The sequence below is a fragment of the Rouxiella sp. Mn2063 genome (assembly GCF_049319665.1).
GTDB lineage: Bacteria > Pseudomonadota > Gammaproteobacteria > Enterobacterales > Enterobacteriaceae > JBMOUD01.
Window position 1 is genome coordinate 752,734 of record NZ_JBMOUD010000001.1, and the last position, 23,565, is coordinate 776,298.

General features: G+C 45.9%; 21 protein-coding genes. 12 read left to right on the forward strand and 9 right to left on the reverse strand.

Annotated elements, in window-relative coordinates; all coding sequences use genetic code 11:
* Positions 1-2: 2 nt before the first annotated feature.
* The 6 genes from ACL9RG_RS03230 to ACL9RG_RS03255 all read left to right on the forward strand — a co-directional run bounded on the left by ACL9RG_RS03230 (position 3) and on the right by ACL9RG_RS03255 (position 6,398).
* Positions 3-860 (forward strand): efflux RND transporter periplasmic adaptor subunit, encoded by an 858-nt coding sequence (locus ACL9RG_RS03230; RefSeq protein WP_422791112.1) that lies wholly within the window; start codon positions 3-5, stop codon positions 858-860.
* Positions 860-2,653 carry an FUSC family protein gene (locus tag ACL9RG_RS03235; protein ID WP_422791113.1) on the forward strand — a complete coding sequence of 598 codons (1,794 nt, stop codon included), beginning with the start codon at positions 860-862 and terminating at the stop codon, positions 2,651-2,653. The genes ACL9RG_RS03230 and ACL9RG_RS03235 overlap by 1 nt, the downstream gene beginning before the upstream one ends.
* 23 nt (positions 2,654-2,676) lie before the next feature.
* A complete protein-coding gene (locus ACL9RG_RS03240; RefSeq protein ID WP_422791114.1) occupies positions 2,677-3,486 on the forward strand; it encodes an AraC family transcriptional regulator in 810 nt (269 codons plus the stop codon).
* A gap of 299 nt (positions 3,487-3,785) precedes the next feature.
* Positions 3,786-4,811, forward strand: coding sequence for a methionine ABC transporter ATP-binding protein (locus tag ACL9RG_RS03245; protein ID WP_422791115.1), 1,026 nt, complete (start codon positions 3,786-3,788; stop codon positions 4,809-4,811).
* Positions 4,804-5,472: a methionine ABC transporter permease gene (locus ACL9RG_RS03250; RefSeq protein ID WP_422791116.1), complete on the forward strand. Its 669-nt coding sequence runs from the start codon at positions 4,804-4,806 to the stop codon at positions 5,470-5,472. Before ACL9RG_RS03245 ends, ACL9RG_RS03250 begins: the two co-directional genes overlap by 8 nt.
* Before the next feature lie 110 nt (positions 5,473-5,582).
* Positions 5,583-6,398: a MetQ/NlpA family ABC transporter substrate-binding protein gene (locus ACL9RG_RS03255; protein ID WP_422791117.1), complete on the forward strand. Its 816-nt coding sequence runs from the start codon at positions 5,583-5,585 to the stop codon at positions 6,396-6,398.
* An 87-nt stretch (positions 6,399-6,485) separates the two neighbouring features.
* Here the strand turns inward: ACL9RG_RS03255 and ACL9RG_RS03260 are convergent, their stop codons facing one another.
* The gene (locus ACL9RG_RS03260; protein WP_422791118.1) at positions 6,486-7,331 is read right to left on the reverse strand and encodes a fumarylacetoacetate hydrolase family protein; all 846 of its coding nucleotides are present in this window, start codon (positions 7,329-7,331) and stop codon (positions 6,486-6,488) included.
* Between the two features lie 240 nt (positions 7,332-7,571).
* On the opposite strand from ACL9RG_RS03260, the gene ACL9RG_RS03265 reads away from it, so the two are divergent.
* The gene (locus tag ACL9RG_RS03265) at positions 7,572-8,243 is read left to right on the forward strand and encodes a GntR family transcriptional regulator (protein ID WP_422791119.1); all 672 of its coding nucleotides are present in this window, start codon (positions 7,572-7,574) and stop codon (positions 8,241-8,243) included.
* Positions 8,244-8,411: 168 nt separating this feature from the next.
* On the opposite strand, the gene ACL9RG_RS03270 is transcribed toward ACL9RG_RS03265, so the two are convergent.
* On the reverse strand, positions 8,412-9,083 hold the full coding sequence (locus ACL9RG_RS03270) for an NAD-dependent epimerase/dehydratase family protein (RefSeq protein ID WP_422791120.1): 672 nt from the start codon (positions 9,081-9,083) through the stop codon (positions 8,412-8,414).
* A gap of 146 nt (positions 9,084-9,229) precedes the next feature.
* Complete coding sequence (locus ACL9RG_RS03275) at positions 9,230-9,907, reverse strand: ArsR/SmtB family transcription factor (RefSeq protein WP_422791121.1); 678 nt, start codon at positions 9,905-9,907, stop codon at positions 9,230-9,232.
* Between the two features lie 139 nt (positions 9,908-10,046).
* On the opposite strand from ACL9RG_RS03275, the gene ACL9RG_RS03280 reads away from it, so the two are divergent.
* From ACL9RG_RS03280 to ACL9RG_RS03295, 4 genes are all read left to right on the forward strand, one after another.
* On the forward strand, positions 10,047-10,994 hold the full coding sequence (locus tag ACL9RG_RS03280) for a cytochrome P450 (RefSeq protein ID WP_422791122.1): 948 nt from the start codon (positions 10,047-10,049) through the stop codon (positions 10,992-10,994).
* Positions 10,995-10,996: 2 nt separating this feature from the next.
* Positions 10,997-11,344 carry an antibiotic biosynthesis monooxygenase family protein gene (locus ACL9RG_RS03285; RefSeq protein ID WP_422791123.1) on the forward strand — a complete coding sequence of 116 codons (348 nt, stop codon included), beginning with the start codon at positions 10,997-10,999 and terminating at the stop codon, positions 11,342-11,344.
* A gap of 140 nt (positions 11,345-11,484) precedes the next feature.
* The gene (locus ACL9RG_RS03290; RefSeq protein ID WP_422791124.1) at positions 11,485-12,330 is read left to right on the forward strand and encodes a DUF3289 family protein; all 846 of its coding nucleotides are present in this window, start codon (positions 11,485-11,487) and stop codon (positions 12,328-12,330) included.
* Positions 12,330-12,779, forward strand: coding sequence for a DUF943 family protein (locus tag ACL9RG_RS03295; protein ID WP_422791125.1), 450 nt, complete (start codon positions 12,330-12,332; stop codon positions 12,777-12,779). The genes ACL9RG_RS03290 and ACL9RG_RS03295 overlap by 1 nt, the downstream gene beginning before the upstream one ends.
* A 246-nt stretch (positions 12,780-13,025) precedes the next feature.
* On the opposite strand, the gene ACL9RG_RS03300 is transcribed toward ACL9RG_RS03295, so the two are convergent.
* The 6 genes from ACL9RG_RS03300 to ACL9RG_RS03325 all read right to left on the reverse strand — a co-directional run bounded on the left by ACL9RG_RS03300 (position 13,026) and on the right by ACL9RG_RS03325 (position 21,316).
* A complete protein-coding gene (locus tag ACL9RG_RS03300) occupies positions 13,026-13,589 on the reverse strand; it encodes a glycine zipper family protein (RefSeq protein WP_422791126.1) in 564 nt (187 codons plus the stop codon).
* Positions 13,590-13,605: 16 nt separating this feature from the next.
* Positions 13,606-13,935: a hypothetical protein gene (locus tag ACL9RG_RS03305; protein WP_422791127.1), complete on the reverse strand. Its 330-nt coding sequence runs from the start codon at positions 13,933-13,935 to the stop codon at positions 13,606-13,608.
* 169 nt (positions 13,936-14,104) lie between these two features.
* Positions 14,105-16,555: a virulence factor SrfC family protein gene (locus ACL9RG_RS03310; protein WP_422791128.1), complete on the reverse strand. Its 2,451-nt coding sequence runs from the start codon at positions 16,553-16,555 to the stop codon at positions 14,105-14,107.
* On the reverse strand, positions 16,552-19,539 hold the full coding sequence (locus ACL9RG_RS03315; RefSeq protein ID WP_422791129.1) for a virulence factor SrfB: 2,988 nt from the start codon (positions 19,537-19,539) through the stop codon (positions 16,552-16,554). The genes ACL9RG_RS03310 and ACL9RG_RS03315 overlap by 4 nt, the downstream gene beginning before the upstream one ends.
* 3 nt (positions 19,540-19,542) lie before the next feature.
* Positions 19,543-20,979 carry an SrfA family protein gene (locus tag ACL9RG_RS03320; protein WP_422791130.1) on the reverse strand — a complete coding sequence of 479 codons (1,437 nt, stop codon included), beginning with the start codon at positions 20,977-20,979 and terminating at the stop codon, positions 19,543-19,545.
* A 166-nt stretch (positions 20,980-21,145) separates the two neighbouring features.
* A complete protein-coding gene (locus ACL9RG_RS03325; protein ID WP_422791131.1) occupies positions 21,146-21,316 on the reverse strand; it encodes a hypothetical protein in 171 nt (56 codons plus the stop codon).
* A 542-nt stretch (positions 21,317-21,858) separates the two neighbouring features.
* Between ACL9RG_RS03325 and ACL9RG_RS03330 the strand changes: the two genes are divergently transcribed.
* Positions 21,859-23,172, forward strand: coding sequence for a deoxyguanosinetriphosphate triphosphohydrolase (locus ACL9RG_RS03330; RefSeq protein WP_422791132.1), 1,314 nt, complete (start codon positions 21,859-21,861; stop codon positions 23,170-23,172).
* Positions 23,173-23,565 lie beyond the last annotated feature (393 nt).

Genomic DNA, 23,565 nt, shown 5'->3' on the forward strand with positions numbered 1-23,565 from the left:
ACATGCATAAATACTATCGTATTATTTTTACAATGGTTATATTTGCCGTGGCTATTTTTGCGGTTATTTATACCTATCATTTTGAAATTAATAAGAGCTGGACACGTGACGGGAGAATTAAAGCCGATATCGTAACCTTGTCTAGCGAGGTGTCAGGCAGAGTAGTATCACTTCATGTCATCGATAATCAGCGAGTCAAAAAGGGGGAGCTACTTTGGGAAATTGATGCAAATGACTACAGCATTGCCCTGCAAAGAAGCGAAAAGCAGCTTCTGGAAGCAAAATATCAGATGATACAGCTTCAACAAAAGGCGGCCAGGCGTGTGCGCCTTGGACAGCAGGCAATCAGCAAAGAAGATGTTGAAAACGCGACACTGGATTACCAAAGTAGTGCGGAAAAATATCAATCACTTATTCAAGATGTTGCTCAAGCGAAATTACAATTACAAAGAACAAAGGTTTACTCACCGGTGAATGGTTATGTGACCAATTTAATTATTCAACAGGGAGATTACCTTAAAGTCGGTGAGAGTAATCTCACGTTGGTCAATGAAGATAGTTTCTATATTTATGGTTACTTCCAAGAAAATCAAATTCCAGATATTCATCCGGGGCAGCAAGCAGATATTACCTTATTAAATAATCATCATACTAAACTCGAGGGCAGAGTAGAGAGTATTGCCCGTGGGATCACCGATTACAGTAATAGTGCCCAAGAGGGACAACTGCATGATGTCAATCCGACATTTGATTGGGTACGGTTGCCAATGCGTATTCCAGTAAGAATAAAAATTGATGCGAAAAGCATCAAGAATACGGTTCTGGTTTCTGGGATGACATGTACGGTGAGTTTGCAATAATGGGCACAATATTAGCCAATCTAGCGCTCCATAAGGTGAGCGCCATACGTGTTTTACAATTTTGCCTGGTGATCCTGAGCATTCAATGGGTGGATTTTTCATTATCGATTGATAATGCATCAACGGCCATTATGAGTGCGGTTGTCGTCACGCAATCCTTTTTAGGATCATTATATTTAAAGGCCACCAACCGGGTGATCGGCACACTGCTTGGTTTGCTGTTCTCACTATTGCTAATCAGCCTGTTTGTTGAGAACCCGCTGACCTATCTGGTTGTTGGGACATTATGGTGTATGGCAACGACGGCATTTGGCAGTCTGGTGAAGGAAGAATCTAGTTATATCTTTTTGCTAGCAGGTTATACCTTTGCTTTTGTAGGCTTTTCATCACTGGTTACGCCTGACCAGGCTTTTCACTCCATCCTTTTTCGTGCAACCGATGTAATCATTGGTGTGATCGCGATGGTAGTGACATCTGCGCTGCTGTTTCCAAATTACGGCGCATTGAATATCGATTACAAAATTGCTGCTATATATCGTGTTTTACGCCAGCGGCCCGAAATGGCGCAAAAGAGAAGCGGCGATTATGCCGCTCGTCTAAAAATGACCTTTGACCATTTGTCGTTATTGATTAACAACCGCATAACGCTACGTCATGAGGCGGGGCTTAACCTTGCTCAGGCCAATAAACTCGACCATTTCTTATCCGTCGCCATATTAAGTTTATTTTATCTTAATGCCCAACGCTTAGAACCGGTGCTTGCGCCTGGGATGCGTGACAAGCTGAGTCAATTACAGGGCGAATTACAGGCAATAAAAATAGAGGGTTTAAGGGGCAAGGTGCCACGTCGATTGCCTAAATTGTTACCTCATCGCTATTATCTGAAAGCTTTACGCCGCGCTTTGCGTACTGGCATTGTGATGGTAGCGATGCTGGCCGTGTGGTACTTAAGCGGTTGGCAAGGAGGGCAAGCGATGCTGACGTTTAGTATGATTTACATCATCCTATTTTGTAACTTGCCAACGCCTGTTGCTATTACCATCGAATCACTATTCGGTACCTTACAAGGCATCGTGCTCGCTTATGTTTATGAACATTGGCTGTTTAGTAGCGCATTAGTGAACAACACGCCGTGGCTCTATTTTATCATTCAAATACCACTCATTATCTATGGCGGTATCTTCCTGACTCAAGGTAAATGGATGGTCAGAGGGATTACGTTATTAACAACGTTTTACTACCTACTTAACCCACAAAATCAAATAGCGTTTAATTATGAATGGTTTATTAATGGCGCGGCGGGTGCACTTTGTGGCGTGCTGGCTGCAGGACTTGGGCTGATAGTTATCCTGCCTGAAAATTCAGCCTTGAAATTAAAAAGCCTGTTATCACAAACATTACATGATTTACAGCAAGCCACTAAACAAGGGGCCGCTAGCGTTCAGCATAGCCTGTTGGTTTTCCAGGATAGAATTTATAAGGCGCGAACCAGCCGTTTTTTTAGCCAAGGAAACGAATTTGAATTTCTGACTCATGTGGCAACGCTGTATGTCTATATTGAACAACTCAGCTGCGAGCCGCGAGAAAGCAGCATATTGAATGCGCTGCACCAACAGTTAACCAACTGGGAGAGAAAAAAAAGTTTTTTATTCTCAGCCCAAGAACAGATCGCATTTCGCTATTGTGTTGCCAAACAGGCTTTAGTAGATCAACGGCAATATGAACTCTCTGCATCGCTTTATACTCTGTTAATGAGGATTAGTGCGGAATCAAAAGGCTTACGTTGGGCATAGTCAAAAAATAGGCTAGGGAAATAATGAATAAGAAAATAGAAAACTATACGGTCCTTGGCAACATTGAAACACCGCCAGACTTCTTATGGATAAACCAACTGGCGATGATCGCTAATACGGAGGTTGCACCGCATAGCCATGCGTGGGGGCAACTGAATATTATCAATCAAGGTGTCATGGAGGTGGGATTTCGCGACCGCGATACGATTATTGCCCCTTGGCAATATGGTATCTGGATCCCGGCAGGTATTGAGCACTCAAGCTTTAACAAAAAAACGCTGGATTATTGTTCGATATCTATTCGTCATGATAGGGCAAAATCCTTGCCCGCAGAGCCTTGCATGCTAGAGCTATCTAATATTGTTCGTGCGATTATTGATGATTTTATTGCCAGAGGATTACATCTATTAACCGATCCCAAAGACCGTAATTTGGCTAATGTGGTCATCGAACAACTTACGCTTTCTCATCCATTGAGCGACTTTTTACCGACGACGGGGGATAAATACCTAAAACCTATCCTGGATTTTTTACAGCAGAATCCTGGTGATAATAAGACGTTAGCGCAGTGGGCCAGCGCAGTGTATACCACAGAAAGAACGTTAGCGCGGCGTTGCCAGCAACATCTCAATCTCTCTTTTCGCGAATGGAAGCAGCGGCTGCGGTTTTTACGCGCCTTGTCTTTGCTCAAAACGGATTTATCCATCCAAGAAATTGCCTTCATGTTGGGATATAACAACCCCTCAAATTTTATCCAAACATTTAAGAAATTCTCCGGCAATACGCCAGAAAGATATCGACGTAAACCAGAGTCCTTATCAGGATATTATTAACGGTTTTGTTAGAGAAGTGTGATAAAGGAGAGTAACGGAGTCATATCAAATTAATAGAGGTTAAATATACAAAAAAGCATAAAGAATCTTCGTAAAATCAACGATATTTTTTATTTCCAATCGCTATAAGTAATACTTTTTACATTCTTCTGCTAAAGACGATTGCGGGTTAACATCAGCATGATAAAGCCCTCAAACCATCAAAAAACACCGTGTTAATTGTCATTTTTTCAGCAATTTATGCTGTTTCAATGTGCTGATTTGGTACGGAAGGTTTAAGCAGTATAGGAAATGTAAAGATGATCGTTCTATCGAACGTGTCGAAAGTATTTACCAGCTCAAGCGGCAATATTACTGCCTTGGATAATATAAATCTCAATGTCGAAAAAGGGCAGATTTACGGCATTGTAGGCTATAGCGGAGCCGGTAAAAGCACGTTAATTCGACTATTAAATGGCCTGGAAACACCGTCATCCGGCTCTATTATTGTCGCCGGGCAAGATATTGCCGGTGCAAAAGGTGAGAAGCTACGTCAGGCTCGTTTAAAAGTCAGCATGGTATTCCAGCATTTTAATTTACTGTGGTCACGTACGGTTGGCGATAATATCGCCTTTCCAATGCAGATTGCCGGGGTAAATAAGCGTCAAATTAAACAGCGTGTAGCTGAACTGATTAAATTAGTCGGGTTAGAAGGGCGCGAACAGGCTTATCCTTCGCAATTGAGCGGTGGCCAAAAACAGCGTGTTGGTATTGCGCGTGCCTTGGCCAATAACCCTGACGTTTTACTGTGTGACGAAGCGACGTCGGCTTTAGATCCGCAAACCACCGATTCTATCCTCGAGCTGTTGCTCGATATTAATCGCCAACTCAAATTAACTATCGTGCTGATCACTCATGAAATGCATGTAGTGCGTAAAATTTGCCAGCGCGTAGCGGTGATGGAAAACGGCAGAATAGTGGAAGAAGGCCCGGTATTGGATGTCTTCACCCACCCACAGCAGCCTATTACTCAAACCTTTGTGCGCCAGGTCTCGCATCATGACGAAGCCCGGGATCCTTTCAACCCGCAGTGGGTGCAAGGCTTAAATGGCGGCATTCTAAAACTGACTTTCCTTGGCGGGCAAACGCAACAGCCAGTGATTGCAGAGGTGATTCAGCAATTTAATATCGCGCTAAATATCCTGCATGGAAAAATAACCCAAACGGTGGACGGTGCTTTTGGCGAGCTTTATGTCCATATCGATAGTGATGCCAGCCAACTCGAAAATATTGTGAATTACCTGAATCAAAAGCGGGTAGAAACTGAGGTCATTCAGCATGCTTGAGCAATTCTTCCCGCACTTAAAAGTAGACCAATTGTGGGCGGCAACGGGTGAAACACTCTATATGACGGCTTGGTCTGGTTTAGCAACGTTAGTTTTTGGGATTGCACTGGGCGTGTTGCTGTTTCTTACCTCGCGTGGACAGTTACTGCAAAACCGCACGCTGTATTCAATTATCACGGTGCTGGTTAACGTATTTCGTTCTATCCCATTCATTATCCTGATTGTATTACTGATCCCGTTCACCAAAACCATAGTCGGTACCATATTGGGGACTAATGCAGCATTGCCGGCCCTGATTGTCGGCGCCGCACCTTTTTACGCGCGGCTGGTGGAAATCGCGCTGCGAGAAGTCGATAAAGGCGTCATCGAAGCCTCCCGTTCGATGGGCGCAAAAACGCATACGCTAATTTTTCGCGTATTAATCCCTGAATCTTCGCCCGCATTGGTCTCTGGTATCACCGTGACCCTAATAGCGTTAGTGAGCTATAGCGCAATGGCGGGGGTGATTGGAGCGGGCGGATTAGGAAATCTGGCCTATCTGGAAGGATTCCAGCGTAACCACAATGACGTCACATTAGTGGCGACCGCGATGATATTGGTGATTGTTTTTATCATTCAATTTATTGGCGATCGTATTACCGCATTGCTCGATAAACGTTAGTTATGCCGACATCTTTCACCAGACAGACAAGTAGCCTGTCTGGTGAAGCCTCTCGGGGATGTCTTTTAAATCATTAATTATTAACTACTCACAATCGACTGGATAAAATAATGAAAAAACAATTTATGATGTTAGCCCTGGCGTCTTTAACCGCGTTAGCGCTTAATGCCAACGCCGCTGATAAACTTGTTGTTGGTGCTTCTAACGTGCCACACGCAGAAATTTTGGAGCAGGCTAAACCTATTTTGGCAAAAGAAGGCATTGATCTGGAGATCAAACCTTTCCAAGATTATATTCTGCCAAATACCGCCTTAGCGGAGCACGAAATCGATGCTAACTTCTTCCAACATCAGCCGTATTTAGATTCAGTATTACAAGATCATAAAGGCGACAAGAATTATGATTTCGTTAGCGCCGGTGCTATTCACATCGAGCCTATCGGTATTTACTCCAAGAAATATAAAAGCCTGAAAGATCTTCCAGAGAACGGCAAAGTCATCATGCGTGACTCTGTTGCAGAAGAAGGGCGCATTTTAGCTATCTTCCAGCGTGAAGGCGTGATTAAACTCAAGCCAGGCGTTAAACCAGTTAACGCGCGTATTACCGATATTGCTGAGAACCCAAAGCACCTGCAATTCCAGCCTAATATTGAAGCCGCTCTATTGCCACAGATGTACAACAATGACGAAGGTGCGGCGGTTGTTATCAACGCCAACTATGCGTTAGACGCAGGTCTGGACCCAATTAAAGATCCGATCGCCGTTGAAAGCACAGAGAACAACCCGTATGCCAACATCATCACTGTTCACCGCGCTGATGTGAACAAACATGACATCGTTGAGTTGGTAAAAGTGCTGCACTCTAAACAGATTCAAGACTGGATCCTGGCTAAGTACCACGGTGCGGTGATCCCAGTTAACCAATAATAAATCGTGTTAATGGTTGTTGAAAAAGGAGCGCATGGCGCTCCTTTTTCATAGGTCGGTTATCGTGCTCGGTTTTACATGGAAGTATTAACGCTGCCTTTTTACCCGCTGGTTTTGATATCCCAGTTTTTCAATATGGATACGTATAGTATCGCCATCTTTCAGCCAGACCGGTTCAGGCTGCATACCAAGACCGACACCAGCAGGTGTTCCTGTTGCTATCAAATCACCAGGATATAACGTCATATAGTGGCTAACGTATGACACGATCTCAGCGACAGAAAAGATCATTTGAGAGGTATGGCTGTCCTGGCGTTTTTCACCGTTAACTTCCAGCCAAATGGACAGTGACTGAGGATCTTCAATTTCATCGCAAGTGACGATGTAAGGGCCAATGGGACCGAAAGTGTCACAGCTTTTGGCCTTATCCCACTGAGAACTCTGAAACTGAAATCCGCGATCAGAGACATCATTAACGATGCAGTATCCAGCAATATGGCGCATCGCTTCTTCTGGGGTTACCTGTTTGGTCGTCTGGCCGATAACGATCCCAAGTTCGGCCTCCCAATCGAGTTTTGTTGAGTGTGGTGGCACGATAATGGTGTCATCAGGCCCATTAATACAGCTTGGTGCTTTAAAAAAGATCACCGGTTCGTCAGGCACGGGTAAGTTGGCCTCTTTGGCGTGATCAAGGTAATTCAGACCAATGGCAACAAACTTTGAGACCGTCTTCAGCGGAGCGCCAATCCTTGGGTTTCCAGTGACTTTAGGCAGCGTCTGAAGATCAACTTTTGCCTTGAGGTATGCAAGTACTTTAGGCAGGGTATCAGGCGTAATGTCATCAACAATTTCTGATAAGTCATAGAGTTGAAAGTTCTCATCGAATATACCGGGCTTTTCGCTGCCCGTTTCACCATATCGACAAATTTTCATATTGACCTCTTGGGATAGTTAAGATGGGGAAAAGCTGCCAACGTTGGGGGGAGTTGCTGTTTTCATGCAATCAGCGCTTCACGTTGGCCTCTTTACAAAAATCAGTTAGTGTTAGGAATGTTTTGGCAAAAAGTAGTAATTTTTATGAAAAATAAACTTTATTTTCAAAAATAGATTTTATTGGTTAAAAATAGTTTTTCAATTTAAAAGTAAATTTTAATTAAACCAAAGTGTAATTCTATGAAAGAAAATCTTGCTGTAAAAGACAGCCTGACACAAACCACCTATACCCGCCTCAGGGAGACTCTGGTCTCAGGTAAACTTGCACCGGGAGAGCGTGTAAATACCAAAGAGTTGGCAGAGAATTTTGGGACGAACGTGGGGGCTATCCGCGAAGCGCTTTCTCGGCTGACATCTGAAAATCTGGTGATCGCCGAACCTCAAAAAGGTTTTCGTGTCACTCCGGTATCATTGCAGGATTTATGCGATCTTACGGCGACACGTATCTTGATTGAAAGAGAGTGCTTGAGCGAGTCCGTGGCACATGGAGATGAAAATTGGGAGAGTGAAATTATTTCTTCTCATCATCTGCTAAGCCGCTGTGGAACGCTCGGAAATGATGAACTTGGAAGCAGTGAGTGGAACCAGAGACACAATCGATTTCATGATGCTTTGACAGCCGCTTGCCCGAATACCTGGCTGTTACGGATGCAGCGCAGCCTTTTTATACAGTATGAACGTTATCGGATGCTGTCGATAAACCTCACCTATGCCGAAAGAGATTTGAATACCGAGCATAAGGCACTTATGGACGCGGCCCTGGAAAGAGATAGCTTAAAAATTCAGGCGTTGATTAAAGAACATATTCAACTGACAACGGATGTGCTTGTTAACTTATTTAATAAAAAATAGTTATTTATCAATGCAGTGATTGTTTTACTGATGTGGGTGAAAATGATTTCTTACCGATAATCGGGAGAAAATTCCCAGTTGCTCAATAATGTTATTGCATCATTAAATCTAACGGGAGCGCGTAGCGCTCCTGTTTACGCACTGTGGTAGCCAGTGAGAAAAACTGGCTCAGTTCACTTGTTTTGCCAGCGCTGCAAAATCTCCGCCTTCGATAATCTTCTGCGTCGAGCCGTAGCGAGCTACGGCAATCATCGCCTTCGCCAACTCTTCAGTTGTGGTGATTTGTGCCGGAAGCAAACGGCGCAGCAGCGTCAGTATTTTTAAGGGTTGGACTATCTTATAGAACAAACGATAGGACGGCGTTTTGGAGACTTCACCATGCACCGGTTCGATAGCAGCCGGGCGGAACATGACGGCTTGGAAGGGCAGTGCCAGCAGCGCGTTTTCGGTACGACCTTTCACTTTGGCCCAGTGGCTCGCGCCGTTGGCATCGGTACCTTTGCCAGAGATATAGATAAAGCGCATTTCGGGATTAAGCCGCGCCAGCGTCGTACCTGCAGCTAAGGTCAGATCATAAGTCATGCGTTCGTACTGCTCAGGCGTAATGCCGTTTGACGAGACACCTAGGCAGAAAAAGCAGGCATCGAAACCCGCCAACTGATCTTCAATGCTGGCATAATTCCACAGATCGGCATGCGCCACTTCACGTAATTTGGGATGAATCTGTCCGGTCGTCGTGCGGCCAACTGTCTGCACCAGTGTAATATCTTTATCTGCCAGACAAGCGCGTAAAACGCCTTGGCCTAGCATACCGGTAGCGCCGAAGATCAGGACTTTCATGGTTCACCTTTATTGTCTGAGTGGTCAGTCATTTAAAGAAATCATTATAATGGTACCTTATCCAATATAGATAGTATTATCGTTTTAGCCGCTAAACATTTTCCTATCACGATAAAGCCAACAATGAATGAGCAGACTCAGCGTTCTTACGATAAATGAAGCTGAAAATGCCGCAAAAGTGCTCGTTTGCCGCGCGCGGTGAACACCAATTCCCGGCTGTCTAAACGACGTTGTACCCAGGCTTGTTTTTCGAATGAAACGAGCAAGGCCGCGCCTAATGCGCCGCCAAGATGGGATTTGCGCTCGCTCCAATCCAGACAGCTACAGGCAAATTGTCTGCGCGATAATGGCGGGGTGATATCAACACCCAGCTCGTTGAACCCCTTTCTACCGACATCGGTCAGTACATAGTCAACGTCGCCATTGAGCCAACCACGAGCAAAAAAGCAGTCATGCAGTTTTACCGCGACATCTCCAGCCATATGGTCGTAACAGGTGCGAGCGAATTGCAGGGATTTTGGCGTTGAACTTTTGACCTGGGGTTTTTCCACGCCAGCGAATCCCATTAAAGTTTCCAGCAAGTGCGCGACCTCCTGACCAGACAGGCGGAAATAGCGATAACGCCCCTGTTTTACACAAGTGATTAAATTCTGCTCCTGTAATTTTGCCAAATGACTACTGCCAGTAGAGGCAACAACATCTACTGCCGCCGTTATCTCGGTTGCCGTATAAGCGCGTCCATCCATTAACAGACAGAGCATGCGCGCTCTGGTGCGGTCTGCAATCGCGGCGGCTAATGTCGCCAGACTCTCTTCAAGGCTCATGGAGTTTATCGTTTTCATCAGGCTATTTTACTCGGCGTCACGCCATCAATACTTCGAGATTAATCGAAGTATCGGCGAAGTGATAACTCTACATTCAGAGCTTCACGACTTTATGCCAGATATAAACGAAAGGGAGTCTATGCAGAGCTGTCCGCACGCCGTTAAGCAGCAACTCAATCGCACCGATTTATTTGTCAGACCCATCGATGAGCCAATACCGCACGCGTTACAAAACACGCGGGCCGGTGAGGTATTTTCCCACTTGGTGAGAATGAATGACGGGGCATTTCATCAGGCGTTAAAAACGGCCATTGTTGCTGCATTAGCGGCCTTTACCCCGGATGAAATTTCGCAGATTGCTGAGCATTGCGCACGGCACATCTGTGCCGATTTTCCTGCCGAAATGACAGCGGAGAATGTGACCTATTTTAACTACGCACTGCCGGTTTGCGCGGTGGCCCAATTATTGGGTGTTGCCGCAGAATCTCATCGCGAGTTACTCAACGAAGTATTACCGTTTATCCGCTGTATTGCCCCGGGCAGCAACGCCGAACAGTTGGCCTTAGGCGTGGCCGCCAGCGAGCGTCTATTTCAACGTATTGCATTACTACTGAAAGTTCCCGGGCCGTTGTTGAAACATTTGCAGCAGGCATGTCATCAGCAGGAGATTACCGATCCTAATGTGGTGATTGCCAATGCAATGGGGCTGCTATTTCAAACTTGTGAGGGAACGGCAGGCTTGATAAGCCAGGCTTTACTGCTTGGCGACAATTACAACCATGGCTTGCAAAACGTCATCGAACGGGTGTTATCACAGACACCGCCAATAATGACCACGCGCCGTTTTAACCATAAAAGCCCTGAGCCGCTGGTGTTATCACTTGCACAAGGCAATGCCTTTGGCAGCGGCGCACACGCCTGTCCGGGTGAACGTTGGGCGAGCTTACTGGCCTTAAGTGCTATCCGTTTTCTTACCTCACGCGGCGCTATTGATAAGGCAATACAGCATTATCGCTGGCGCGAATCGCTGAACGCTCGCGTCGCTGAATTTTTCACTTTCGTGGTAGAAGAACCAAAAGGAGCATAACCATGCTGTGCGTGATATTTGAATTACAAGCTGCCGAAGGACAACAAGACACTTATCTGCAACTGGCTCAGGCGCTTAAACCGTTATTACAACAAATTGACGGTTTCATTTCGATTGAGCGTTTTCAAAGCCTGACCGAGCCGGAGAAATTATTGTCTCTGTCATTCTGGCGCGATGAGGCCGCCATTCAACAGTGGCGTAATCTGGAATCTCACCGGCTGGCGCAAGCCGTAGGAAGGGGACAAATCCTGGCCGATTATCGACTGCGTGTCGCAAGCGTGATACGTGATTATGGTATGAAGGAAAGGGCGGAAGCACCGGTTGATAGCCGGCATTACCATCAGCGCTGATACGACCTACTCCTTTAATATTGCTGAAGGGCGGGGCGAGTTGTTGATGAATTTTTGTTAAGCTGCAATTAGAGTAGTATGTGGAAAGGAATTAACCTCATAAGAAGGTTAGGATAACTTGTTGAAGGAGTAACAGTGTTATGGCAATAGCGACATTCCCCCAGAGGCTCTATACCACACAGCGTACATTCAATGATTATGGCGCAGCTGATATGCAATTTGGGGATATTTCTGAATCACGATTGAAGAATGAGTTTAGGCTCACTAACATCTCCAACTTAGTAGATCCCTACAATCTCACCAGATTAACCGCATTTAACAATCCTCAATCAAGATTTGCAGGCGTATATGGAAAAAGAAAAGCGAAAAATTCAATAAGTGTTCAAGAATGCACAAAATTACTATTCGAAGAAATGCAAGTAACATCTTTTCCTTTTGCATGTGTAGGTCCATACAAATATTTGATTAACAAAATGCTAAGACATTTCGAGCAGTCGACCGGTGCTCCATTTAAAGATATGCAACTAAACGATGCATATAAACAGAGAATCGTTAATGATAATTCACCTAACAGCACAAAACTAGCTATTCAGCAGGAAATAAATGATCACATTGATTATAAAAATTGCGGATATCCGCAGGAAAGGCTCTCTGAACTTACAAAAATAATTAGCAGTAGGGTTCTACCGAAATTTGACTCCCTAATAATGGATAACATTAATGGTATGGGGATCACGATTCATGATGTTCACGCTACTCGTATCGATATTGTAGACTTGGTAGTAAATAGCAGTGGGTGGAAAGCGCAAATAAAATATACGGGACAAGATCATTTTGGTTTGGATATTGATGACATCTGTAAGCCAAAATTTAATCAATTTCAATTCTTTAGAATTTGGTTCGTCTTGCAACGTTATGATAAATTTGGTTTTCGTCCTTTTTTAACTAGCTTAGAAGCGACAGTTGATATTGAAGGAAGTTTGTAATGAGGAAGTGGCTTTTTATACTAGCTGTCGTTGGGATATTCGCTGCAGGAACATATAGTTACCTGAATAATCGAGAGGTAAGGGTGATTGCTGTACATCACGATAATTATACTGTTGAGGTTTTAGTTGACCATTTACCAATATCGGCATCAGCTAGCATCAAATGGTGGGTAGAAAACCAGAATAGTATATTTTCGAAAAGTAATATTATTTCAAAAAATAATGGTGGTCCTGATTATATTACGATTTTTGCTTTTGGTGATGGTTATAAAAAAGAGGGTAAAGAAGATAGGTTGTGTTTCGATGATATAAAAGCACCTGTTAATTGCATTGATAAAGATATTCTCATGACCATTAGCAGCAATCGTAATGGAGAGAGTCGATTCAGCTTTGAACGCTCAACCTACATCATAACCAACGATGGTAAGCTCATAGAAACAGATCAGTAAGGCTGTGAAAAAGAGTTGACGATTGCTTGAATGAGTATGAAAAACCACAATCAGCGCCCAAATTGATAGTAAACGGCACCATCAGCGCTAATACGATAAAATAATTCAGGCAACGGTAACGTTAACTATCACAGAGAGTACGCCGTATGGGGCGTAGCGGGCTTGCCCGCCGTGGCGCCCATAGGCGTACTATGCCTGATTACCTCGATATTCAAGACAACGGTTTCACGCTAACTCTCACTCACATTAACGTGGCACATAATCTGGCGGTGTGCCGCTGTTATTTGGGGTGTAATCCGGTGGTACGCTGCTGGCACCTGCGTTCGGATAGTAATCCGGCGGTGCGCCTTGATCGCTATCAGTTTGGCTAAAGCTGCCGGAAACTGGGACGCGGTTACCTTTGGCGTACATACATTGCGTATAAATAGTATCGAACTGATCTTGTAAATCACCGCTGCTCATCGAGCTTGAGTTGCTGGCGACGCTACTGCCAATCAGCAATCCACTGCCTGCACCGATAGCGGCACCTGCACCGGCTCTGCCGGATGCCGCGCCAATCAAAGCACCCGCTGCTGCGCCAATCACCGTACCGGCAGCCGCGGTATTGGTTGCCGAATTATTTGCCGCCTGTGCGCTACCGTTCGTGCTGTTTTCAGCTTCGGTGCGGCAGTTCATTTCATCATAGCGAAACTGCTGATAACTTTTGCCGGTGCCAGGTAATACCATCACGCTTGAGCGAGTCGGTGGTGACACACAACCTGCAAGCGTAGTGATACAGGCCATCGCAGCGATAGCATATTTAATATTCATGAGTGAACCGCCTGAATTAACGAGGAGCCGAATCGCCAGGAACCACTTTCATCCAACCGCTTGGACAGCGCGGGATCTGCGGGTAATATCCCGCTGGATGTGGGCAGTAATACACATAGCTTGGCGTTTTCTCGACATAGGTCTGCGGTGCTGGCGGCGTCACATAAACCACTGGCGGTGGTGCATAATAGACCGGTGGTGGCGGTGGTCCCCATGGGCCGCCGATGATCACGCCAACCCGAGGTCCATAAAAGCCGTGGTGGTAATAACCATAGCCATAAGCAAATGAGGCAGAACTCGCAGACATTAACGCCGCTGCTGCCACGATGAGCATCAATTTTTTCATATCACACCCCTCAATCCGCATTGCGCCTTGCGCGCGGTAACGAGGATCACTATACGCCGCTGCTAGCGGCGTTTTAGGATGGATATTAGGAGGGAACTGCTAAGGTATCGCCAGTATTTGTATGAAAATATTGGTACTGTTATTACCCACTTGGCGAGTGTAAAGCCGGTTAAGCTACCGGCCGTATTTTCTTAATAATTGCCTCTAATTTTGTCTGCTGTTCAGGGGCAATTTCTGTTGCCGCGGAGTAACCTGCGTTCAAGACAATAATACGATTGAGTCCAACGAGCCAATCGTAAATATAGAACGCCGTATTGTTGATAGGGGCTAAAGTCAGCTTGGTAAGACGTTGACCCTCCGCCCAATTAACCGCAGGTTTAGGCGGTTGGACAAAAATTTTATAACCACGATTGATACGGCTTTCTGGGCGTTCCTCTTCCGGTATCTGCAAGAAACCAAGCCAGGCAACAAAATCGCCGAGCACGGTTAACACGCGAGATACCTGGCTATCGGCATGACTTTGCGGATCGACCGTTGGGGCAGACTGAGTGAGGGTGGCCGTCAGCTTATTGCCAATATCAAGGCGAATACTGGCGGTGATCAACTCCTCCATCAGCATTTCAATGCTGGCTTTGCTGACACCCAATAAATGAATCAATGGGGCATTTTCTGGCAGGTTGCGCAGATGATTGATCCAGTAACGCAGCACATTGTCAGCAAACTTCTCTTCGAGAGATTTTTCTTCCACCGGCTTTTTTTCACTCAGACGCTGAGTATCAACGCCGTCAGAGGTAAAGATATCCTCATCGAGATCGGCTAATAGATCTATCTCAACCCCGATACCAAAAGGCTGAGCGTCTACACTTGCTAGCGATTTATGCGCAGACAGTTCGGGGCGATACTGTTGCAAATACAGGCGGCGAATAATGCCTCTTTCTGGCAACAAACGCTCCAACAGTTCGCCGTGGACACCGGTTCTGGCCTGCAAAGCTTTCAGTAACGTTTTAGCGATATGCTGTTTACGTTCAATTTCTTCACCCGCCGCTGGCAGGCACCAGATACCAAGCTGGTTTTCAACCAACTCCCGCTGTAATTCATGCAGCTGTTCGCTTAAACGCGTTGATTTCACTCGTTCCTGTGCGTTTTCCACCAACCAGCTCGCCATGCGTTGCAAACTGCTGCCGTCAAGGGCGGTCATCGCGCCCCAGGTATCGCCGGGATTACCGACATAACGTTGCACGGCCGCATCAAAACCTTTTTCGCGATCGTAAGGCGTAATCGCCCAGATAAGCCCCGGTTTTCTATTTTTACGTAACGCTGCCTGCTCACCTTGGGTGAGCAACACCCATTTTTTCAGCGCCGCACCTAAGGTTTTTACATCGTCGCGTTTACCAACGGCGTTGCACACCAGCAGCCAGTTCATCTGCTGCTCTTCGCTATATCTATCGAGCAGTACAATGCGTTTTGCCGCCAGCAAAGAAGAGCTCAAATTCGCTTGATCGCTGCTAAGGATTGAGATCTGATCGCCAATCGGTGGCATGTCTAAGAAATCAACGTGAGAGAGCGCTTGGTGAGTTGCCGATGCCGCTAGTGGGATCGTCACTTCGCGGGTTAAGAGCATCAGTTCATCCAGCGAAAGCTGACGAACAGGAGCGAGAACGCCATCGTGCAGCGGGCACACATCAATCTGCAAATGACTCGGCTGGGCACTCATCAGCCCATAAGCCTGTGGCGTGGCGTCATCGAACAATGCATTCAGCGGCGCAAGCAGAGTTTGCGCACCGCTGAATTGTTGTAAAACGTGGGCATACTGACAATAGGCTGCGGTAAGCTCGCGGCGTCCATCCCATAACAGCGAGAACAACTGTCCGCGCTGGTCGATATTCAAATAAGGCGCCAGTTCTACTGCCGTTGGCCAGAAGGCAGTAGCCAATAAATGTTGACGTTTACTCTGTGTGGCGAGGCTTTGTTGATGAGCCAGTGCATCCCACAGTGCTAACGTCTGGTCGCCAGAAAGGCCCGCCACAATTTGCGGCTGTCGGTGCAGAGAGACGCTGGCGAGATGCTGACTAATGCTGCGTTCATCAAGTAAGTAGGCGTTATCAACGGGATGCGGTTCCTGGCTAAAGGCCGTGGCAACCAATTGAATCAATGCGGCTTCATCAAGCAGCTCTACGCGCACTGGATAGTCAGCATGTTGCTCGCGTTGATGATAAGTAAAGCGCGTCACGAAATGCGCAGATTGCTTTGCCGGGTGAATATCGCGTAAAAAATCGAAAGTCTCGCTACCTAATGTGGTTTCTAAACGGCCTTCGTCACCCGCCAATTCAGAAATCAGATAAGATTTTCCCGCCTGCTGCATACCATAAAATGCAATGGCGCAACGGCGTGATGCTGCTTGCAGCAGATTTGCGGCTTTATTACGGCTGCGCCGCAACTTTAGCATCACCTCATCGGCTTCAATATCCAGACGATGCGCCTGCTGGCGTGAAACCTCGACCCATTCTATCGCCTGGCTAATACCGTCGGCGAGGGTCTGTAGTTGTGAATCGACTAACTGTGAATCGACTAACTGTGAGTCGACTGGTTGCGAATCAAGCTGTGAGTTTATAACGGTCATTTTCTAAAAATACTCCCACTGTCGATCCAATAATGGGCTTCGCCAGCGCCGCTGCCGGGCAGCGTATTTAATTTCAACGAAAGGTGATGAGCGGGAACGCGGCTGCCATCTTCTAATAACGCTTCGGCGATTTTAAAGCGCTCTGGCCCGCTGTGGCTGTCGCCTTTCTCCACAGATAAACGGACGCGCAAAATACTGTCGGCGGTGAGTTTTCTGGCCAGCTGCTGGTCGATAATCGACAAGGTATAAAGCGGTGAGGCTGGCCAGCGGTCGTTATCTAATTGACGGAATCCCAAACACAGGGAGCCGCGCATTTGGAAATAGGTTTCTGCAGGCAGGCGGAATTTATCATCATCAAGGTCAATGTCGTGATAATAGACGTTCTCTCCGGCCAGCGAATGGCTGCTATTGAGCATGCCAAGATAGCGCACGGTTGAATAAGGTTTGAAATCGCCAGCTTTAAAGTAGAACCCGGCCAACCGTAGATCCAACGCCAGTAAGCATAACATCGCCCCCACGGCGGCGGTTGATTTCGGGTTTTCAATCGCACCGTCTTTATTAAACGGATACCACTGATTAGTGTGATAACCATCGAGCGACAAAATACGGTTGATTGGCAACGGCTGCAAATGTCGGAACAGCGCCTGAATACCAGGGAAACGAGCGGGGCGGCCGGTGAGCAACAGCACATCACAATCATACAAAGACACCACTTCGCACAGCGAACGCAAATGCTGAGTGATATTCATACGGTCAGATAAAAACTCCGCGTGCAGCTGGGTCAGGCGTAGGATCAACGGCACCTGCAAAATATCAAACTCGGCAGCATCCTTGGGCAATTCGCGCTGAATTTCGCTATTGATATACGCCAGTACTTTGTCGGTTGGGGCCGAGGCGAGCAACTCACCGAAGGTGGCATCGATTTCAGCGGCGCTGTCGAGCGGGTCAAATTGCTCGTAAGCTTGTAATACCGCATGGCCGATAGGAATAAACAGTTGCAGGGTAATTTGCTGGCGCTGGGTGAGTTGCGCATCCATTTTTCCTTCGCCGCCAAATAGCCGGGACATCAGGCCTTCTGGTGTTACCACACCACGCTGTTTAAGCGCCTGTTGCAACGCAGGCAAGACGTAAAGTTGAACGACATCCAGCAAAATATCGTCACCGGCCACTTTAAAGCCTTCACGGAACAGCAGGCGTGGGATAATTTTGACGTTGTTACCAATGCCATCGTCTAAACGATATTGGGTAATGGCCATATCGGTGGTGCCGCCGCCGATATCAATTGAGGCGATACGCAGCGTTCTACCGGGGATCTCGCCCTCAGACAAGGCTTTGTCGGGACGCGCCATACTGGCAAAAAACTCCGCAGTACGACCGGCAAAATTCACCTGCGTTTCGTTATACAGATAGACCAATTGGCCGCAGGTCGCTTCGTCCCACTCCATATGCACTTCTGGCACCGGAATTTGGCTTTTTTCTTTATCGGCCAAGGTGGTGAAATCATCATCGGCAGGGTGCCAGCCGAGCGCTTTCCACACCAGGCCAATAGCTTCAACCATCCGGCGGCGGAAGATCTCACGCTCCGGTTTTGGCATTGCCGAAGGCAAAGTCAAAATAATATTACGCAGCTGGCGCGGCGCCGAACTGTGGGTCATTTTCTGACGCTGTGCCGCGCTGTTAATTTGCATCAACGCCTGCGAGAGAAGCTCCGAGAGCATCAATGCCATCAATGAGCTGCGGCTGTAATGCGCCGAAAATACCGGCATACGTTCGTCAAGCGGCTGACTATATAATGGCTGACCTTCATCATCGATAAGATGTGACATCGGCAGCGCAATCGCTGGCGGCTCGCTGATAGTTTTACTGTTCGACTGGCTAAAGCGCCAGCCCGGCGCATAAAGCTCTTCGTCCCACAAATAGCGGCGTGGGCTGGAAATACCTGTTGAGCCTTCGGTGCCTTGGCGAGCTTGCGCCAGGCGGCTAGCTTCACGTCCTACGCGCGCGATTGACGGCCAAATGAAAGCATCCTCACGGCCGCTTTCCATCGAGTAGCTTGATTTACCAAATTTGGCTTCAGCAAATTCAATCCGGCTTTCAAACATCTCGTTATAAACGTAATGCGGGCGGCTAAGGTCGCGCAGTTGCAACTCATAACTCTGCTTTAAACCGTTGTGTTCATCGGCGTGATCTTCGACCAAAATACCGCAGGTATGTGAGTTGCCGACATCGAGAATTAAATCGACGTTGACGGCCGGTTCTTGCAAAGTGCTGGCGCTGATTTTAATTTCAGGCAAGTCCAGTTGCGTGCCCAACATCTGCAAAATATTCAGGTAATGGGCCTGATATTCAAATTCTCTCAACGCATTTTTGAGCTGTACCGCGCTTCGGTTTTCAAGTGCTACGGCTTGTTCGCTAAAGGCTTCACGCAGCCAGCCGTTCACCCAGGTCAGATCCAGAAACTCGGCCAGTTCATCGCTGTTATAAGCCAGCGTAAAACCGCCGCCGGTATTGATATCTTCTTCACTCAGCGCCAGCGCTTCATTCTCGCTGCCTTCTGGATAAACTTTGGTATCAAACGCCAGGCAGATGCGATAGCTATTGCCATCTTGGTCCGGGGTTTCAAGCGCTAAAATCTGCACCCGCGCCCAGTTTTCCGGCCTGCCCATAAAAGTGCGCGGGGCGTTAAAGCGCAGAAACGGCAGCGGCAACCACAGATTGCTGAACAACGATAATGAGTGCTCTAAGGGGAAGCTAAACTCAGGTTTAACTACTTCCGGCGTGCCGCCATTGTTTATCGGCAGCAAATATTTATCCGTTTGCGGGTTATGAATCAGGCGCAGCAGCGGGCCATTGGCCGTTTGACGAACAAATTTGCCCGGTTGCTCATGGTCAACCGTTGGCGTTAAGGCGAAGTCTAAGAACTGGACGCCGCTGTTCTGAATCAGAGAAATTTTCTGTTTAAAAGGGGTGATCGTCGCCAGCATCCGTTATTTACCTTCGTACTTCATCGTCATTGGAATAACCGTATTCGCGTCATAACGGCCTTTACACTCAGCAGCGCCATTTGCCGCCTGGACACAGAGCACATCGGGAACCTGGAAGCGGGAACCGTTACTACACGTTCCTTTGCCTGCGCGATCCAACGCCAGGCTGCCCGATTTCATCAGGCCCGCTTTAACCGATGCACGGCAGATGACGCCATTACCGATCACCGCACGCAGCGTGCCAGCACCGTTTTTAAATTGATAGTGCAGGATAGGTTGTTTGCCGGTAATCGGATCTTTGTTATCGAGCACCGCGCGCCATTTACCATTAAGGAACTTGGTGGAACCTATTTTGACTTCATCAGCAGGCAGGATAAGCGCATTTTTAGCCGGTGGTGCTAACTTGACCTCAGTAGGCGCCTCGTCGGTTTTAACGGCAGGGGGAGTCAGTTCGGTTGCCTGCGGTTTATTGGCTTCATTCTCGGCATGATCCGCGACTTTCACTGTTGGCGCTCTATTGCCCGAGGTGGCAACGATAAGTGACGGCGTCACTATTTCTGGTTTAACCGTCGCCCCACTGAGCGGTAAATCTTGTTCTGTTGACTGACTTTTAGCCGCAACCAGCCTTTTTTCTGGCTCTGTTGTCGCCGGGGTAGCCGGTGCAGCGACCTTGGCCGTTGGCTGTGGCGTTTTAGGCGCTGTAGAAAAATAGCCATAAGTTTGTATCGCTAAAATACCGACCAGCACGGCTGCCGGTGCCATCCACCAGAGCCGCCAAAACGTCGGCTTACTCGCCGTAGATACAGGCGTAGTTTCAGGCGCAGCAGGTTGAGGCTCAATGATTTTAGGCGCGATAGCTTCTGATGGCGCAGGTTCAGGCGGCGTAATCTTTACCGGCGCAGCCGTTGACGTAATGGCTTTTTGTGCCGGAATAAAAGGCAGCGGCTCGGCTTCTTCCTCTACCTGCCGCAAACATGCTAACGCGTCAGGATGTGGTTTCTTATCAAGCTTGGTAAAGCCCCAGAAGGTGAGAACAGGTTTGCCACCGACCAGATAAACATAGTTTTGGTCGGGGAATTGAATGGCTTTCGCCAACAATACGCCAAACAGTTGTTGGGCGCTTTTCGGCGAGGTTTGAGCACGCTGGCTTATCTCAGCGACGGTTTGCTGCACGGTTTCTAACTGGCGAATTGCCGCGTTGCGCTGAGTCTGGCTGGCAGCAATCCAAGAGGTGACCTTACCGGCAATTGGCGCATACCAGTCCAATCGCGTCCCGTCTTCGTTCGGCTGTGGGATCGCTAGGCAATCAACAAGTTGCTGTTGTTTGCGCAGACGCAATGTCTCTCGTAACTGAAGTGCAGAAGCGTAAACCGGCTGACCGTTCTCACCAAGGGCGAGAATATCTTCCAAACTTCCACTGCGTAAAAATGATTTAGCCACGCCCAAAAGACCCTGTTTGATGAAGGAGTAAGGCCAAAAACGGCCTTATTATAATCCCTACTGTAAAGGGTTAGATGAGTAATCAAACGGACGAATAGACGGGTAAAGTAGTAAATGTTTGAGTTATAGCCGTCCAACCAGAGAATCGTGTGGTTATCGGCGTAAATCAGGGTTTTGGTGAAGCTGGTTTTCCTTGATGCAATGAGAGCCAAATCAACGCCACCGCAGTGAGGCCAATCCAAGGCAGCAATATCTCGTTAAGGTGCGCCCAACCGAAATATTGCAGCAGGCTACCTGCACTTAACGAACAGGCTAAACCTACGATAAAAATTGTCATATCGTTGACCGCTTGAGCGATACCTTTTTCCGCTGGAGTAAAGGTTATGGTGACCAGTCAAGAAACGCCAGCCTAGTAATAGTGCTTGGTATTACGGCTAAAATAACGGCTTGAACGAGTATATGAGGTTTAGTGGCATTTCAAACAACACGTCATTAAATTGAAAAAGGATCATTTTAAATCATATGCAGGTATTGTATTCTTTGGGTTAAAATATGTATGATATATTAATGTATATTTCCAATCTGCATTTATGATATAAAGCTATCATGCTAAATAAAGTTGGAATAACGAATGTTGCATCTTAATGCATGAGTTGAATTTGTTTCATAAACCTATACCAAATAAATTTCAAGATACAGTTAGTCAGTGATCGAGATGATTTCTGGGTATTGATATAACTAAGTGATCGGGACAGCCAATGGCCCGATGCCCTTACGTGCAAAAGGTATATATAGTAACCATTTCTTCATAAGTAAGTTTTCTAAAGGATTATTATTTTCCCATTACTGTAATTACTTAACTTCAAAAGGAAATTTTAAATGACAAGAATGAGTTGGGATAAATTATTATCAGATAAAAGACATGGTAATAATGATAAAGAACGTAAGGATATACGCAGCGAGTTCTTTAGAGATTATGATCGTATTGTCTTTTCATCTGCATTTCGACGATTGGCAAGAAAAACGCAAGTACACCCTTTATCTTTTAATGACCATGTTCATAATCGACTTACTCACTCTATTGAAGTAAGTAGTGTTGGTAGAAGTTTAGGTTATTCTGTAGGGCAAAAAATACAAGAAAAATTACCGTCAGGCGTTACTCCATCTACGATCGCCTCGATAATACAGGCAGCCTGTGTAGCACATGATATTGGCAATCCTCCTTTTGGGCATGCTGGAGAGTATGCAATAAGGCAGTGGTTTACAGAGAATGCCTCTAAAATATCTCTAGTTAAAAATAAAAGACAAATACATGACTTAGCTAGTTTTGAGGGGAATGCACAAGGTTTCCGTGTTGTTTCAAAACTTGAGAATCATTTAGATAACGGTGGGTTAAGGTTGACTTATGCAACGTTAGGTACATTGATTAAATACCCTTGGTCTTCCGAACATTCTTATGCTATCGAACATGGTAAGTTCAATATATTGCAATCTGAAGCGATGACGTTTGATGAAATTGCTAATGAATTGGGGTTGATTAATTTAGGGAAAGACGAATATTGTAGGCACCCACTGTCTTACTTAATGGAGGCTGCTGACGATATATGTTACAAAATAATTGATATAGAGGATGCCATAGAATTAGGCATTTTGAGGTTTGATGATGTTTTAGAGTGCTTTAAAAAAATAACTTCAAATGCAGATGTTGATGAATATGGTGAGGCTGTATTTACTAGGAGGCGCTTTATTCCATTAAGATCATCAGCTATAGAATCACTTATTAATGAAGTAAGTAATGCTTTTTTAAATAATTACAATTCCATTATGGATGGTGATTTTAGTGGGGATCTTTTTAGTTGCATAAATGGTGATGTCAAAATAGGAATTGATAGTATTAAAGAATTGACTAGAAAAAATATTTTTACAACAAGAAGGAAGATTGAGCTAGAAGTCGGTTCATACTCTACAATAGAGATATTACTTGATGCATTTATAACAGCAGTAAATGAAAGTATTGAAGATCCAAAAAGAATATCTTTTAAATCTCAACGAATTCTTCAATTGCTCGATGAACCTCTCAATCCTAACGCTGGTCACTATGATAATTACTTAAGAGTTGTTGATTTTGTTTCTGGCATGACTGATAACTATGCTACATATATTGCGAAGCAAATTTCCGGGTCCGCAAAATAATTTTTTAAATCAATGAGTGGTATTTTTAATGAATTGAAAATTTTTTATCTTGACTGAGTTAATATTTGTTAAGGCTGAAAACAAATGATTTACGTCAAATGCACTCGTTAACTCATTGTTTTGAAATGATATTTCACTTAAGACAAACTATGTTTTTGAGTTAATAACTTTATTAAACCTCTGAACTGGAGCCTGTGTTACAGGGAACAGTTCAGTCCGATTATTAGCTACTGAAACTGAGAGTTTTAGAATCGAGAAGAAGTTGTTAGCTGCTAGCAAGCTTAAGTGTAATGGGGGTGATGCCATTGATGTATTATTCATGACAAAAAATTCGCAAAAGAACATTTATGTATAATAAGCACTGGCAAAAAACCTTTGGTCAGTATTTAATAT

Bases quoted from the DNA above. Each gene is read 5' to 3' on its own strand.
- ACL9RG_RS03325 (WP_422791131.1), bottom strand. From the start codon at position 21,316: ATGACAATTTTTATCGTAGGTTTAGCCTGTTCGTTAAGTGCAGGTAGC.
- ACL9RG_RS03250 (WP_422791116.1), top strand. From the start codon at position 4,804: ATGCTTGAGCAATTCTTCCCGCACTTAAAAGTAGACCAATTGTGGGCG.
- ACL9RG_RS03275 (WP_422791121.1), bottom strand. From the start codon at position 9,907: ATGAGCCTTGAAGAGAGTCTGGCGACATTAGCCGCCGCGATTGCAGAC.
- ACL9RG_RS03240 (WP_422791114.1), top strand. From the start codon at position 2,677: ATGAATAAGAAAATAGAAAACTATACGGTCCTTGGCAACATTGAAACA.
- ACL9RG_RS03285 (WP_422791123.1), top strand. From the start codon at position 10,997: ATGCTGTGCGTGATATTTGAATTACAAGCTGCCGAAGGACAACAAGAC.
- ACL9RG_RS03280 (WP_422791122.1), top strand. From the start codon at position 10,047: ATGCAGAGCTGTCCGCACGCCGTTAAGCAGCAACTCAATCGCACCGAT.
- ACL9RG_RS03315 (WP_422791129.1), bottom strand. From the start codon at position 19,539: ATGCTGGCGACGATCACCCCTTTTAAACAGAAAATTTCTCTGATTCAG.
- ACL9RG_RS03270 (WP_422791120.1), bottom strand. From the start codon at position 9,083: ATGAAAGTCCTGATCTTCGGCGCTACCGGTATGCTAGGCCAAGGCGTT.
- ACL9RG_RS03245 (WP_422791115.1), top strand. From the start codon at position 3,786: ATGATCGTTCTATCGAACGTGTCGAAAGTATTTACCAGCTCAAGCGGC.
- ACL9RG_RS03260 (WP_422791118.1), bottom strand. From the start codon at position 7,331: ATGAAAATTTGTCGATATGGTGAAACGGGCAGCGAAAAGCCCGGTATA.
- ACL9RG_RS03330 (WP_422791132.1), top strand. From the start codon at position 21,859: ATGACAAGAATGAGTTGGGATAAATTATTATCAGATAAAAGACATGGT.
- ACL9RG_RS03255 (WP_422791117.1), top strand. From the start codon at position 5,583: ATGAAAAAACAATTTATGATGTTAGCCCTGGCGTCTTTAACCGCGTTA.
- ACL9RG_RS03265 (WP_422791119.1), top strand. From the start codon at position 7,572: ATGAAAGAAAATCTTGCTGTAAAAGACAGCCTGACACAAACCACCTAT.
- ACL9RG_RS03235 (WP_422791113.1), top strand. From the start codon at position 860: ATGGGCACAATATTAGCCAATCTAGCGCTCCATAAGGTGAGCGCCATA.
- ACL9RG_RS03310 (WP_422791128.1), bottom strand. From the start codon at position 16,555: ATGACCGTTATAAACTCACAGCTTGATTCGCAACCAGTCGACTCACAG.
- ACL9RG_RS03230 (WP_422791112.1), top strand. From the start codon at position 3: ATGCATAAATACTATCGTATTATTTTTACAATGGTTATATTTGCCGTG.
- ACL9RG_RS03305 (WP_422791127.1), bottom strand. From the start codon at position 13,935: ATGAAAAAATTGATGCTCATCGTGGCAGCAGCGGCGTTAATGTCTGCG.
- ACL9RG_RS03295 (WP_422791125.1), top strand. From the start codon at position 12,330: ATGAGGAAGTGGCTTTTTATACTAGCTGTCGTTGGGATATTCGCTGCA.
- ACL9RG_RS03290 (WP_422791124.1), top strand. From the start codon at position 11,485: ATGGCAATAGCGACATTCCCCCAGAGGCTCTATACCACACAGCGTACA.
- ACL9RG_RS03300 (WP_422791126.1), bottom strand. From the start codon at position 13,589: ATGAATATTAAATATGCTATCGCTGCGATGGCCTGTATCACTACGCTT.